General features: G+C 57.4%; 13 protein-coding genes. 6 read left to right on the top strand and 7 right to left on the bottom strand.

The features are described from left to right. Window positions 1-273: 273 nt before the first annotated feature. Window positions 274-1,509, bottom strand: coding sequence for a lytic murein transglycosylase (locus AC2TEL_RS12710; protein ID WP_480862411.1), 1,236 nt, complete (start codon window positions 1,507-1,509; stop codon window positions 274-276). Window positions 1,510-1,671: 162 nt separating this feature from the next. On the opposite strand from AC2TEL_RS12710, the gene AC2TEL_RS12705 reads away from it, so the two are divergent. Genes AC2TEL_RS12705 through AC2TEL_RS12690 form a run of 4 tightly spaced genes read left to right on the top strand, consistent with a single transcriptional unit; the run spans window position 1,672 to window position 5,669 of the window. Further along, window positions 1,672-2,634, top strand: a complete 963-nt coding sequence (locus AC2TEL_RS12705) for a cytochrome ubiquinol oxidase subunit II (protein WP_480904287.1) — start codon at window positions 1,672-1,674, stop codon at window positions 2,632-2,634. Continuing rightward, the gene (locus AC2TEL_RS12700; protein WP_480862409.1) at window positions 2,631-4,721 is read left to right on the top strand and encodes a cbb3-type cytochrome c oxidase subunit I; all 2,091 of its coding nucleotides are present in this window, start codon (window positions 2,631-2,633) and stop codon (window positions 4,719-4,721) included. Before AC2TEL_RS12705 ends, AC2TEL_RS12700 begins: the two co-directional genes overlap by 4 nt. Next, window positions 4,718-5,350, top strand: a complete 633-nt coding sequence (locus AC2TEL_RS12695; RefSeq protein WP_480841980.1) for a cytochrome c oxidase subunit 3 — start codon at window positions 4,718-4,720, stop codon at window positions 5,348-5,350. The genes AC2TEL_RS12700 and AC2TEL_RS12695 overlap by 4 nt, the downstream gene beginning before the upstream one ends. Next, the gene (locus AC2TEL_RS12690) at window positions 5,343-5,669 is read left to right on the top strand and encodes a cytochrome o ubiquinol oxidase subunit IV (protein WP_480841979.1); all 327 of its coding nucleotides are present in this window, start codon (window positions 5,343-5,345) and stop codon (window positions 5,667-5,669) included. Before AC2TEL_RS12695 ends, AC2TEL_RS12690 begins: the two co-directional genes overlap by 8 nt. Here the strand turns inward: AC2TEL_RS12690 and crcB are convergent. Continuing rightward, on the bottom strand, window positions 5,662-6,033 hold the full coding sequence (gene crcB, locus AC2TEL_RS12685) for a fluoride efflux transporter CrcB (RefSeq protein ID WP_480841977.1): 372 nt from the start codon (window positions 6,031-6,033) through the stop codon (window positions 5,662-5,664). The two genes, AC2TEL_RS12690 and crcB, sit on opposite strands and share 8 nt — an antisense overlap. Then, window positions 6,030-6,413, bottom strand: a complete 384-nt coding sequence (locus tag AC2TEL_RS12680) for a fluoride efflux transporter FluC (RefSeq protein ID WP_480841976.1) — start codon at window positions 6,411-6,413, stop codon at window positions 6,030-6,032. The genes crcB and AC2TEL_RS12680 overlap by 4 nt, the downstream gene beginning before the upstream one ends. Before the next feature lie 246 nt (window positions 6,414-6,659). Here AC2TEL_RS12680 and AC2TEL_RS12675 point away from each other — a divergent pair, with 246 nt between their 5' ends. Then, window positions 6,660-8,240: an FMN-binding glutamate synthase family protein gene (locus AC2TEL_RS12675; protein ID WP_480862405.1), complete on the top strand. Its 1,581-nt coding sequence runs from the start codon at window positions 6,660-6,662 to the stop codon at window positions 8,238-8,240. A gap of 50 nt (window positions 8,241-8,290) precedes the next feature. Here AC2TEL_RS12675 and AC2TEL_RS12670 read toward each other — a convergent pair whose 3' ends face one another. The 4 genes from AC2TEL_RS12670 to AC2TEL_RS12655 are packed head-to-tail and all read right to left on the bottom strand — an operon-like array spanning window position 8,291 to window position 12,207. Further along, the gene (locus AC2TEL_RS12670; RefSeq protein WP_480862403.1) at window positions 8,291-8,947 is read right to left on the bottom strand and encodes an ABC-type transport auxiliary lipoprotein family protein; all 657 of its coding nucleotides are present in this window, start codon (window positions 8,945-8,947) and stop codon (window positions 8,291-8,293) included. Further along, window positions 8,944-10,260 (bottom strand): MlaD family protein, encoded by a 1,317-nt coding sequence (locus AC2TEL_RS12665; protein ID WP_480841973.1) that lies wholly within the window; start codon window positions 10,258-10,260, stop codon window positions 8,944-8,946. The genes AC2TEL_RS12670 and AC2TEL_RS12665 overlap by 4 nt, the downstream gene beginning before the upstream one ends. Window positions 10,261-10,265: 5 nt before the next feature. Next, window positions 10,266-11,081: an ABC transporter ATP-binding protein gene (locus AC2TEL_RS12660; RefSeq protein WP_480904285.1), complete on the bottom strand. Its 816-nt coding sequence runs from the start codon at window positions 11,079-11,081 to the stop codon at window positions 10,266-10,268. Between the two features lies 1 nt (window position 11,082). Further along, window positions 11,083-12,207: an ABC transporter permease gene (locus AC2TEL_RS12655; RefSeq protein WP_480862399.1), complete on the bottom strand. Its 1,125-nt coding sequence runs from the start codon at window positions 12,205-12,207 to the stop codon at window positions 11,083-11,085. 276 nt (window positions 12,208-12,483) lie between these two features. Between AC2TEL_RS12655 and aspT the strand changes: the two genes are divergently transcribed. Then, entirely contained in the window at window positions 12,484-14,169 is a 1,686-nt protein-coding gene (gene aspT / locus AC2TEL_RS12650; protein WP_480862397.1) for an aspartate-alanine antiporter, read from the top strand. Window positions 14,170-14,184: the final 15 nt, after the last annotated feature.

Below are 14,184 nucleotides of genomic sequence, written 5' to 3'. Positions count from 1 at the left end.
GAGAGTCCGGTCGTGTCGGCTCCAGTTGAAATGTCGGAAATCCAGTTGCGAAAGCCATCTTTCACTGCCGCAGAACGTGGCACCTTTTTAACAAAGGTGAAAGGTTATGTGAGGAAATGAGCGGGGGAAGGCCGAATGAAACCGTAACAGGGTAGGCTGATGAAATAATATTCTGAAACACCTCGCAGCCATGACATTTTTGTGAAGGTCAAATATTCAGCTGTCGAGATGGGTGCGCGCGGTAGGGCAATCCGTCGCGAATCACCTGGGTGTTCAGGGTACCAGATGGGCTTTCATTCGGGCCTCGGGAAAGCAGGTCGGCGCGCGACCGGTTGATTGCTGCCAGCGCCCGATGGACCTTCGGGTCTTGTAGCCCGGCAACCCGTCGGCACCTCCGACGTCATGCCCCTGTTGTTCCAGAGCCTGCTGCATCCGGGTGATGTCCGAACGGTAAAGGCCACCAACCTTGCCCCAACCGCCGCTGAAATCCCCGACACCGTACTGAATTCGATCCCCAACATGACCCACGAACAACGCATATAGGTCGCTGGTGTTGTATTCCTTGAGGACATAGAAATTCGGCGTGACGATAAAGGCCGGGCCGTGGCGACCGGCTGGCAACATCAGATACCCCTCGGCCGGTAGTTCATGCGCCGGGAACGGCCGTCCGGAAACTCTTTCAATTCCCATAGCCACCCAGTCTTGAATGGGTCGACCCTGATCCGGGCCTTCCAACGCGCAGGACACCGTGTCCGGTACGACCACCTCAAATCCCCAGTCGCGACCTTCGACCCATCCGTGCCGGTCAAGGTAGTTTCCGATCGATGCAAGCGTGTCCTCTGGCGACCCCCAGATATCGGCGCGCCCATCACCATCACCATCGGCGGCATAGTTCAGAAAACTGGAGGGCATAAACTGCGGCTGCCCCAGAGCTCCAGCCCAACTGCTTTTCATCCCCCGCCCCGACACATGGCCCGCTTCGGCAATCTGTAGGGCGGCTATGAGCTCATCAGTGAAGAAGTCGGCCCGTGTGCTCATGAACCCTTTTGTGCCGAGAACCTGAATTGCATCGTGGCGGATCGGCACCTGGCCATACCCGCTTTCGCGGCCCCAGACCGCCAGCAGAATGCGTGGCGGGACACCGGTCTCCGCCTCGACACGCGCAAGTACCTGCGCATGCCGCCTTGCCATCTTTCGGCCTGCGGACGTGGCACCTTGCACCGCGTTTGCGTTGAAATACCGGGCAGGGGAACCAAATTCGGCCTGCCGTTGTTTTTTCCGCTCCGAAGGCTTGTAACCGGGTGGCACCAGATCCGGCAAATCCCAGTTCAATGTCACCCCGGAAAAGGCCTGTTCGACAGTTTGGCGTGATACGCCCTTGGCCCGCGCCTGCGGCCAGACAGTTTTCCAGATCCAGCTCTGAAACTGTCGCTCGATTGCCGCGCGATCCCGCGCCGGCGAAGCCGATGCGCACAGGCAAAGCATTAAAGTGATTGCGATCCGAAACATCACCTTCAGGTCTCGCCCGCGGATCGCAACAAGTCAATAATCTACCGTTTCAGGACGCGCCTGCCTGTCCCGCATCGGCACCATCTGGAAAATACCTTGAGAAATTGTCTGACTCTGCCGATAGTTGACCGTATTGGACTTATTCTTTGAGGGCGAGCAGGCGTGACCATTTTCAGGATGTTCGGTGTGGCCATTCCAGCACTTTTGGGTGCTTCGTTGGTGCTTGCATCCGCACAGGTCGCCTTGGCCAGCGATAGCTTCATGGATCCTCAGGGCCCGATTGCGGCCGTGCAAAGGACTCATCTCTTGCGTGCAACGGCGTTGATCCTGATTGCCGTGGTTCCTGTGCTCGTTTTGGTCCCGCTGATTGCCTTGCGCTACCGCCGTCGCAAGAACAGTGCCGCCGCCTACACGCCCAATTGGGATTTCTCGCCCGGGCTGGAATTTCTGATGTGGGGTGTTCCGGTGGTGATCGTGGCCCTTTTGTCCTTCTATCTCTGGAAGGCCACGCACCGATTGGATCCCTATTCCGCCCCCTTCGGCGAAGAACCAGCGCTGCGGGTGCAGGTCGTCGGCTTGGACTGGAAATGGCTTTTCATCTACCCAGACCTTGGCATTGCCAGTGTCGGAGAGCTGGGTATCCCTGTGAAACAGCAGATTGCGATGACGCTGACGACCGACACGGTCATGCAATCTTTCATGATCCCGGCGCTGGCGGGGCAGATCTACGCCATGCCGGGGATGACGACACAGCTGCATTTGGTGGCAGACGCGCCCGAGACAATGCAAGGAGAAAACACGCAGTATAACGGGCGCGGTTTCACCAAGCAGAAATTCAACACACTTGCGATGCAGGCGGACGATTTCAATGCGTGGGTCGAAACCGTACGTCAGAACGGTATTCCACTTGATCCGCCGACCTACAAGACGCTCGCCATGCGCACGGATCGGGAGGAGGTACAGGCCGCTCTTGGAACCGAAAACATGCCCAAGACCGCGTTGTACTTTACGGTGGAGGGTGGCGATCTGTTCCACAGTATTCTGCAACGTTACCACAGCGGCAAATCCTTGCCGCTGGACCAACAACCGGGAACCGCAGTCTTCGGGCAGGAGGCAAGTCAATGACTACCACCGATACCGGGTTCTTTGGCCGCCTCACCTGGGACGCGTTTCCCGTCGCCGGGTTGATTCAGAACCCCACGACCAATGAGATCATCGCCAACGCAGCCGCGGCTATTGTCGTTATCGGTGTCGTGGCGGTGCTCGGGCTGCTGACATATTTCCGGCTTTGGGGGCCCTTGTGGCGGGACTGGCTGACCAGTGCGGACCACAAGAAGATCGGCATAATGTATATCGTCTTTGCCATCGTGATGCTGGCGCGCGGTGTGCTGGAAGGCGTCGTGATGCGCGCGCAGCAGGCAGCGGGACCAGGGGACGGGTTTCTGGAACCGGAACACTTTGCCGAGCTCTTCAGCACGCATGGCACGATCATGGTCTTCTTCGTAGCCGTTCCCTTTGTTTTCGGCGTTGCGAACTATGTGATCCCGCTGATGATCGGAGCACGGGACGTCGCGTTTCCGAGGCTGAACCAGATCGGGCTTGGGGTCACGGTCTCGGCCGGGATGATGCTGATGGTTTCTCTGGTTGTCGGAGAGTTTTCGACCGGCGGCTGGACAGCCTATCCACCCTATACAGGGGCTGCGTTCAATCCGGGCGTTGGCCCGGACTACTGGATCTGGGCCATTGTCGTTTCGGGCGTTGGTACAACGCTAACAGGTATCAACTTCGCTGTCACGATCTACAAATTGCGCGCGCCGGGGATGAAGTTCATGCGGCTGCCGATGTATTGCTGGACGATCATCTGCAGCTCGATCCTGATCATCTTCGCGATGCCACCGCTGGGCGTTGCCGCGCTGTTGCTGGCGGCCGATCGGTATCTGGACTTCCATTTCTTCACCAACGACCTCGGCGGCAACATGATGAACTATGCCAACCTGTTCTGGCTGTTTGGCCATCCCGAGGTCTACCTGCTGGTCCTGCCGGCTTACGGAATTTATTCCGAAGTTTTCGCCACATTCTCGGCCAAGCGCCTTTACGGCTACAACTCGCTGGTCATCGCCACCATGTCGATTGCAGTGCTGTCCTTCACGGTCTGGCTGCACCACTTTTTCACCATGGGTCAAAGTGCGCTGATCAACGCGGTGTTCGGCATCGCTACTATGCTGATCGCCATCCCGACCGGTGTAAAGGTCTATGACTGGATGGCGACGCTTTGGCGAGGGCGAATACGGTTTTCGGTGCCAATGCTATACGGGCTGGCGTTTCTGATGCTGTTCGTGATCGGTGGTCTCAGCGGCGTCGTTCTGGCCAACCCGACGGTGGATTATCAGGTTCACAACACACTGTTCCTGGTGGCGCATTTCCACAACGCGCTGCTGCCCGGTGTGCTTTTCGGTCTTTTGGCGGCCTATAACTACTGGTTCCCCAAAGCCTTCGGGTTTCGCCTGAACGAGTTCTGGGGGCGGGTGTCGGTGTTCTGCTGGACTGTTGGGTTCCTGCTGACGTTCATGCCTCTCTACTTTGTCGGGCTCATGGGCATGCCCCGGCGGTCATTCAGCTACGCCGACCCGTCGTTCCAGCCCTTCATGATCGTTGCCATCATCGGTGCGCTGATCATCACCTGCGGGCTGTTCTCGGTGTTGATCCAACTGTGGGTCAGCATCCGTGATCGGGACAAGACCCGTGTGCCGGTGGGCGACCCGTGGGATGGGCGCACGCTGGAGTGGTCGATCCCGTCGCCGCCGCCGCCCTACAATTTTGCAATCATCCCGCATGTTACCGATCGGGACGATTTTGCAGCCGCCAAAGAGCGGGGCGAGGCCTATCCTTCGCCGGACGCCTATGAAGATATCGAGATGCCGCGCAACACCGGAATCGGATTCATCCTATGCGTTCTAAGTGGCATATGGATGTTTGCATTGGTGTGGTGGATCTGGTGGCTGGCGGCGCTGATGACCGTTCTGATCATCCTGTCCATCATTGTCTGGACCTTTGATACCAGCACAGAACTGGTCATCCCGGCAGAAGAAGTTCGAAAGGACCACGAGGCCTGGCTGGATCTGGTGCACAGCTCGACAGCTGTCGACCGCGACCACGAAACAGCCCCGGAAAACCGTGGCCTTGCCCGCCCCGACATGGAGGCCGTGACATGAGACGTGCACCATCGCACAGCTATCCTGGCCTGAACCTTGGCGAAGACCACGCCAGCGCCGACAAGTTCTCGGAGGTTGTCACCTTTGGCTTCTGGGTCTTTCTGATGAGCGATCTGGTCTACTTCGGACTGATGTTCGCCATCTACATCACGATGATCGATGCGCAGGCCGGTGGGCCCGGGCCGCATGAGCTGTTCGATCTCAACAGCATCTTTGCCCAAACCATGATCCTGCTGACCAGCAGTCTCACGGTAGGGCTGGCCATGTTGGCACTGAAATACAATCTGCCACGAGCGCGCATCGTTCTTTGGTTCGCAGTGACACTGGTTCTGGGCCTCAGCTTTCTGGTTCTGGAAATCCGTGATTTCATCGCCATGGCGGAAAAGGGAGGTGTTCCTCAGCGCAGCGGCTTCTTGTCGGCATTCTACGGGTTGGTCCCGCTGCATGGTCTGCACGTCGCGGCAGGTTGTCTCTGGTTGATTGTGCTCGGGATCCAGTTGCGGGTGATGGGCCTGACCGACTTGCTGATGTCACGGGTCGTGCGGCTGGCGCTGTTTTGGCATTTTCTGGACCTGATCTGGATCGGCATCATTACAATCGTGTACTTCGGAGGGCTGGCTTATGGATAGACGGACCGAAATGCACCACCGCGAGCGCCGGCGCTATGTGATAGGCTATGGCGGGTCCCTGCTGCTGACACTGGCGGTATTCCTGATCGCCTACTGGTTCGGTATCGAAACAAAGGGCGTCTACCTGACCATCGGTTTGCTGGGGTTGGCTCAGCTGGTCGTGCAGCTGGTTTATTTCCTGCATATCGATCGACGCCGCAGCAGCCGGGAGGATCTGGACCTGATCCTTTTCTCAACGCTGGTCCTGCTGATCATAATCGGTGGAACAGTCTGGATTTTGGGGAATCTTGCCGTCCGCATGCATATGCACGCTATGTGAAATCACCTGTCAGAACCAATCCAACCCACAAGGCCAGCCAGCACAGGACGAGGCTGAGCAGGATATTCCCTGCGGCAAATACAACTGTGCGATTGCGGTGCAGTTCCAGCGATTGGTACGCAAAACTGGAAAACGTCGTGAAGCCGCCGCAGAAGCCAAAAACCAGCCGTTTTTCTTCTTCTCCCATCTCGACAGGACCGCCGAGATACCCGATCCAGAGACCCAACAACAGGCTGCCGACGACATTCACGATCAGTGTCGAGAAGGGCAGATCATGGGTCACACGCTGCGCAAGCCAGTGACGCAGCACGGCGCCCGAACCTCCGCCCAACGCGAACATGGCGTGCAGATAGAGGTCGGTCATTCCCGGGCTCTCCCCATCCGGGACCTGCGGCCCAGCGTTTCACCCAGCATGGCTGCCCCAAGGCCAAACACAATCTCGGCCATGATCGCAACGATAACGGACCATCCACTGGTTTCTGCAATCCGCTCCAACTCGGCCACGAATGAGGAAAAGGTAGATAGCCCGCCGCAGAAGCCGACGGCGCCCAGATGCAGCACATGGGCATGGACCCGGTGACGCAAGGCATATAGCCAGCCCAGAACGAAACAGGCTACAACGTTGATCCCGAAAGTCGCCGTCAGCAGAGGCGCGCCGGGGATTTCCAGCGCAAACACCTCGCGCAGCAGCGACCCCGCTGCCCCGCCGATGAAGACGGCACAATACATCAGCGTGCGATCCATGACATTGGATGCTGGCTTTGCCACAACGATAGACCCTGCCCCGGTACGTGTTCTTTTCGGCATACAGATTGCGCATCTCCGGATCAATGTCCGGCGTTGGGGCGAAGCATTCGAAGGTTGAATAGCAAATGCACGTCAGAGCAAGGCCTTCAATTGCTTGCAATCTATGACCTATCTGTTTCACGATTGAACATGGAACCGGCCGGGGCCTGCAATTTCGCACATCGCGCCCAGAGGAGATCGTTCATGATTGTTCGCAGAATTTATTTCGCGGTGACATTTTTCATTCTACCCCTGACGGTTCTATTCGGGGTGTTCTGGAACCCTGCCTTCTGGCTGCTGGTCCTCGTCGTTCCGTATGTGCTGATCGGTTATTTTGACCTGAATACAACCAAGCACAATGTGCTGAACAACTATCCGGTTCTGGGCCATTTCCGGTACATGCTGGAATTCGTCAGCCCGGAAATCCGTCAGTATTTCGTGGAAACCAATGAAAGCGGGCGACCCTTCAATCGGATCACCCGCGCACTTGTCTATTCGCGTGCCAAAGGCCAGGTCGATACGCAACCATTTGGAACCCAATATGACATCATGACCGTTGGTTATCACCGCGCCAACCACTCGCTGGCACCCAAGAATGTAGATGTCAGCGAAGAACGCATAATGCTGGGCGGCCCGCAATGCGAAAAACCATACAGCGCGTCGCGTCTGAATGTATCCGCAATGAGCTTCGGCGCCCTCAGCGCCAATGCCATCCGCGCGTTGAACGGGGGCGCAAAAGATGGTGGATTTGCCCACAACACCGGCGAGGGCGGTCTGTCACCGTATCATCTGGCCGAAGGCGGAGACATCATCTGGCAAATCGGAACCGGATATTTTGGCTGTCGCACGTCTGACGGCGGTTTCGACAAGGACAAGTTTGCCGAAAACGCACAGAAGGATGTTGTGAAGGCAATCGAAATCAAGCTGTCTCAGGGTGCCAAGCCCTCTCATGGCGGAGTGCTGCCAGCCGCAAAGGTAGATGAAGAAATTGCCGAGATCCGAGGTGTGCCAGAGCATCAGGACGTTATCTCGCCGCCGATCCATTCGGCCTTTGACGGCCCGACAGGGCTGATGGAATTTGTGCAGCACCTGCGCGAGATGTCGGGCGGCAAGCCCGTCGGGTTCAAGCTGTGCATCGGCAATCCCTCCGAGTTCATGGCGATATGCAAGGCGATGCTGGAAACGGGAATCCTGCCCGATTTCATCACTGTGGACGGTGCCGAAGGGGGAACCGGTGCGGCGCCGGTCGAATTTACCAACCGACTAGGGATGCCGTTGAACGAAGCCCTGATTTTCGTGAGCAACTGCCTGCGCGGTATTGGTGTGCGGGACAAGGTTCGGGTCATCTGCTCGGGCAAAGTTGCCACCGGCTTTGACATGGTAGAGAAATTCGCCTTGGGCGCGGATATGTGCAACGCCGCGCGCGCGATGATGTTTGCGGTCGGATGTATCCAGGCTCTGCAGTGCAACACCAATCGCTGCCCCTCCGGGGTGGCGACGCAGGATCCGATCCGAGGGCGCGCGATCAGTGTTCCGCAAAAACGAAAAAGAGTGCATCGCTTCCATGACAGTACACTGGAGAGTTTCCGGGATATTCTGGGCGCGATGGGCAAAGAAAAGGTTTCGGAGTTGCGCCCATCGGATATACGGCGGCGCACAGCGGATGAGCACGAACGATCCTATGCCGAACTCTATGAGTTTCTCGATGATGGCGTTCTGCTTTCGGATCAGGTTCCGCAAACCTATGCCGCTGATTGGAACCGAGCTTCGTCAGACCATTTCTGACTGATTTCGCCGCTGTGATGGCAGCCGACAACTGACCGCGATGTTCGCGTTCAAAACCGCGAGTCGCGCGGATTATTGGTCGAATGTGTATGGATTCTGCGCACGCTCCATTCGACGGCGTCCCGCATGGTTTTGCCAAGTGCGACATCGAAGGCTTCGACCAGATCGGGTGTTTGGTCGCTTGCGGCCACCACGTTTTCCCGGAATGAGCTTGAGGCGATGATCTTGTCTTCGTACTCGTCGATGATCTTGATGTTGATGCGCACTTCCACACGAACAGTTTTCGTGTCTTCTGTTTCGCTGACCACCATTCCCTGAAACTCGCGCAAGTCCGGTGCGATGACATAGTCAGCCCGCAGTCCTACAGTCGACCGGCCAACCGCCGCGACCTTGCCCGAGTTCTCGTAGCTTTCGACCATCAATGCCTGCACAATCAAGGGCGCGCGATCCACCCATCGGGCACGCGGCAGATATTGCACCTGCAACGCCGTAGGCTGAACCGCGATCTGGTCCGTGTTGACCGCCGCTGTCGCAGTGGGTTCTTCGACGACGATCTGTTTCTGAATTCGTGGCAACGACGAGGAAAACGTGCTTTTGGGTGTCAGCAGATACAGATCGTTGGGCTTGGATGCCTGTCGCAACGTGCCAAGACCAGCGCATCCGGCGAGCGAAGCAAGAACCAGAGTCAGAATAATGGGCCGGATCATTGACGAAACTCCGATGCTTGGGTGCCGAGTAGGAAGCGGGCCGGATCGCGTTCCACCTTGTCGACCAGCCGGTCGAGGCTGATGACCAGACGCTGGGATTCTTCGACAAACCGGACAAATTGCGGAAGGCCGACGCGCAGGAAGTCCGAAACCTGCCGGCGGTTGTCCTGAACAATACCGTCGATCGTTCCCAGCAATTCTGATGCGGATTGCGAGGCGCTGAGAATGTCATCGGAAATCGAGTCGATTTTCCCCGTGATGTTCGACACGGTCTCGGCCACCTGGTTCGCAGCGTTACGAACATCTGCCGCGACGGACGCAATATCTTCGTCCATCACGCGATTGGCCGAGTCAAAAGCGCGTTCGGCAGACGCCAGAGCTGCCTTGGCAGTGTCCATTGCCGAGTTGATCGCCCCGAGCGTTGTGTTTGCGTTTGCAAAGGTCTCGGTAATGACTCCAAGGGAAATGCTGCCTTCTTCAGACAGAACAATCAGATGGTCCGCCAGCTTTGAGCCGCGCTCGATAAAGGGGCGGATGTCCTGCGTGATGACCCGTTCGGCGGTTTGCAATGTCCCGTTTGCGGTGTCCAATGCGGTTTTGGCGGATTCCGAGGCCTCCTTGAGGCTGTTCAGTGTATCGGTTCCAGTCTTCAGAGTTGTCTCGGCCGTGTCCGCCAGAGTGTCCAAACGTTTGGTGAAGGCCCCGATTTCCTTTGCGGCGCTGCCCAGATCACCGGACAGAGACTCAAAGTCTGACAAGGTTTTGTCCAGCCTGCCGGAAGCCGACGCCAGATTTTCGAGGATATCGGACACCGATTTGCGGTTTTTCTCGTCGACGACTGCGTTCAGGTCCTCCAGCAGGGTTAAGGCCTTTTCCAACACCTGCGGGGCGCCTTCCAGCAGAGATTGTATCGGGCTGCGCTTGCTTTGGATAACGCTGTTTTGCGGCAGGCGTTCGGCATTGGCTGAACCGCCCGATAATTCGATATAGGCAACGCCAGTTACGCCCAACGATTGCAGTTGGGCGATGGTTTCTTTGGTCACGGGAATGTCGGCGTCCACTTCGATGCGGACACGGACTTTGGAAGGGTCGTCTTCATCCAGGTTCAGCGAAATGACCTGACCGACGGGCAAGCCGTTGTAATTCACGCCACCTGCTGCAGAAAGGCCCGAGACATTGTCGAACAGAATCTCGTAATAGGCGTATTGCCGGGTCACCTCGAATTTAGCCAGCCACAGGAAAAAGCCAAAGACCCCCAGGATACCTGCAAGGGTGAACGCGCCAATCAGGATGTAGTTCGCTCGGGTCTCCATCGCCTCTACCTGCTTTGCCCCTTCTGTTGTGCCGCACGGGCGCGGGGGCCTGTGAAGTATTCCTGAACCCAAGGGTGGTCGACCTTGGTCATATCTTCAATCGGACCTTCCACCAGCACGCGCTTTTCTGCAAGCACTGCGACGCGGTCGCAGATGGCATGAAGACTGTCCAAATCATGGGTTACCATAAAAACGGTCAGACCCAGCGCCTGCTGCAACTCTCCGATCAGATCATCATAGGCGGCTGCGCCGATGGGGTCCAACCCAGCGGTGGGTTCGTCCAGAAACACGATTTCGGGGTCGAGAGACAGGGCACGCGCCAACGCTGCCCGCTTTCGCATACCGCCCGACAGTTCCGACGGGAACTTGCTGCAGCTCAGCTGTGGAAGGCCGACAAGGCTGATTTTTAGCCCTCCGAGCGCCTCCATCAGGCTTTCGCTGATGCCGGTATGTTCCCGCAAGGGAGCCATCACATTTTGCAACACGGTCAAGGAAGAAAACAGCGCGCCGTCCTGAAAGGCCACACCCCAGCTTTTTTCGATCCGCTGACGTTCCTCTTCAGGTCCGTTCAGAACGTCGACGCCCAGAACCTCGATACTGCCGGCGGCCGGCTTGTTCAGCCCGACAATCGTCCGAAGCAAAACCGACTTGCCTGTACCGGACCCGCCGACGACGCCCAGCACCTCGCCCCGCCAGACATCAAGGTTCAAATTGTCATGCACCACCTGTTCGCCAAACCGATTGGTCAGGTTGCGAACCCGGATTACGGCCTCGCGTTGGGCATCGGCTTTGTTGGCGTCCTGCATGACAGTTCCGTCCATGTCAGACCCCGATCTCAGAAAAGAAGATCGAAAACAGCGCGTCGATGGCGATGACCATAAAGATGGATTGCACGACCGACGCAGTGGTTCTTTGCCCCACGCTTTCAGACGAGCCTTTGACCTGCATCGCCTGCCAGCAGGCAATCACCCCGATCACCAGCGCAAAGAACGGAGCCTTGATCAGCCCCACGGCCAATTGCCAGACATCCGTGTTTTCTTTCAGGCGGGTGAGAAACATGCCCGGGCTGACACCGAGGTCAATCCAGCTCATCAAGGCGCCGCCAATCAGCCCGGCCATATCGGCCACAAAGGCAAGGATCGGCAGCATGATCAGCAGGGCGACAACGCGCGGGATAACAAGGACTTCAATCGGATCCAGACCCAGCGTGCGCATGGCGTCGATCTCTTCCTGCACCTTCATTGATCCGATCGAGGCGGTAAAGGCTGATCCCGACCGCCCTGCAACGATGATCGCGGTCAGCAGGACGCCCAGCTCACGCAGCACAGAGATCGAGATCAGTTCCACCACAAAAATCTCGGCTCCGAACTGTTTCAGCTGTGTTGCGCCTTGAAATGCCAGGACAACGCCGATCAGGAATCCCATCAGCGAGACAATCGGTAGCGCCTTGAACCCGGCCTGTTCCATCTGAGAAACCAGCGCCGCGCGGCGCAGGCGCCACGGCATAACCAGAGTGCGCGCGAGGCGATGCAGTGTCAGACCCAGGAAGTCGAGAATGGACAATGTGTCCTTCCACCCCGAGGCCGTGCGCTGGCCCAACCGCGCAAGCCAATTGACAAAACCGCCCGGCGGCGCCTGCTCGCCGATTTCTTCGGGGATGTTCCGAGCGACAGTTTCAATCAAATCGGAATGTGCGGGTTGTGCCCCTTTGATTTGCACGTCCGCGCCACCCGAGGTCAGTCGCTTTTGCAGGTTTGCAATCAGCCACGCCCCGCCGGTATCCAGACCCTGAACCTGCGACAGGTCCAGAACCACTTCCTTACCGGAAGGTTTGACATTCCTGAACGCGCCTTCGACAAACTCGAGCGATTGCGTCAGCAAATCACCGGTAATCCGAATGCAAACACCAGTTGCATCGCTGTCCGAGGTTATCGTGGGTCGTGTCATGGGCATATGTGAAGTGAAACGCCGGAACGCTGCAACGTGTTTGTGCCAACCTGCTGGAAATTTTGGGATCAGGGTGCTTGGTGGATACAGTAGAACCGGTTTGCCGAATTCCCAACATATTCCAAAAAATGTAGACAAACGAGATACTAAAGGTATCGTTGCCTCCGAGAATTCTAGTTTTGATTGAGTGGCGTCCGGCAATTGACCGGGTCATCTGAAGACCTGCCCGTGGACGTTTCTACCGGTCTGTTGCATGCGTGTGCTTAGGAGGAATTCATGATCGATTGGCTTGTGAATATTCTGCAAACCTATCCGGAACTGGCGGTATTCCTGTCGATCGGCATCGGGTTTCTGGTCGGCCCCTGGAGGCTTATGGGTTTCAGCCTTGGAACCGTGACCGCGACATTGCTGGCAGCAGTGGTGATCGGGCAGGCGCATATCAATATCGATTCCGCAGTGAAATCGACCTTCTTCATACTGTTCATCTTCGCAGTTGGGTACGGCGTTGGCCCGCAGTTCATACGTGGTCTCAAAGTCGACGGCGCGCGCGAGGTGTTCTTTGCGCTGAGCGTTCTGGTTCTGTGCCTGATAATTCCGGTTGTCGCGGCCAAGGTGGCAGGGCTCGAGCTGGGCTATGCGGCAGGTCTGTATGCCGGGTCGCAGACAATCTCGGCGGCTATCGGCGTGGCCACGGATCAGATTGGCCAACTTGGTTTGTCAGCCGAACAAGCCAAAACGTACGCCAATCAGATCCCCGTCGCCTACGCCGTAACCTACATCTATGGCACCATTGGTTCGGCGATCATTCTGGCAAAAATCGGCCCGCGTCTGATCGGTGTCGACCTGGTTGCCGCTTGCAAGGAATACGAAGCCAAGCTGGGCGGTGGCGCCAATCTGGAAACCGGCGAAGGTATCGTGTCGGCCTATCGCGCAATCGAGGCGCGGGCTTTTGAAATTCCTCAAGGCAGCGATCTGCTGGGCCGGCCGGTCAAGAATCTGCTGCCGGGTGTTCGCATCTATGCGGAACGGCTGCGCCGGGGCGACCAGATCATCGAAGTGGGTGATGACACGGTGCTGGAGGCCGGAGATGTCGTGATGTTCTCGGGCCGACGGGCCGATCTGGTCGGGCTGCTCGAGGCCAATCTGAAGGAGGCCGACGCACCGGATCTGCTCAGCATCCCGTCGGAAAAGCTGGATGTGCTGATCACCAGCAAGGACGTCCATGGCAAAACGTTGGAAGAGCTCAGCAAGATGTCGCGCGCACGCGGCGTCTACCTGACCAAACTGATGCGGAACATGGTCGAGTTGCCGTTGTTGCCCGGCACCGTCGTGCATCGTGGTGATATCATGACCCTGCAAGGCAGCAAGCGTCATGTCGAGGCCGCAATTGCCAGAATCGGTTATGCAGATCGACCAGTGGACACGACCGATCTGGCCTTTGTGGGATGGGGTATCTTCATTGGTGGCGTAGTCGGGACAATTGCCATCATGATGGGTGGCTTTCCCATTAGCCTGTCGACAACGGGCGGTGCACTGCTTTCCGGGTTGGTTCTGGGTTGGCTGCGCACGGTGCATCCGACCTTTGGGCGCATTCCCGGACCGTCGTTATGGTTGATGAACACTCTGGGCCTGAACGTCTTCATCGCGGTGATCGGGATTACTGCCGGCCCGAGCTTTGTCGCCGGATTGCAACAAGCGGGCGTGGCCCTTTTGTTGTGGGGGATCGTTGCTACGTCGCTGCCAATGATCTTCTCGGTCTATGTCGGTCACTACGTATTTAAATTTCACCCCGCCATCCTGTTCGGTGCCTGTGCAGGTGCGCGCACAACCACTGCCGCGCTTGGGATGATACAGGAGGCCGCGCAAAGCCGCATTCCGGCGCTTGGCTATGGCATGCCCTACGCCATCGGTAACACGTTGCTGACCATCTTCGGCATGGTCGTTGTTTTGATCCTCAGTTGATTTGGAAAGGTCTTA

This window comes from Ruegeria sp. HKCCD9138 (assembly GCF_057220975.1).
The sequence above is the reverse complement of the archived record's forward strand: the minus strand, read 5'-3'. Positions and strand labels throughout refer to the sequence as shown.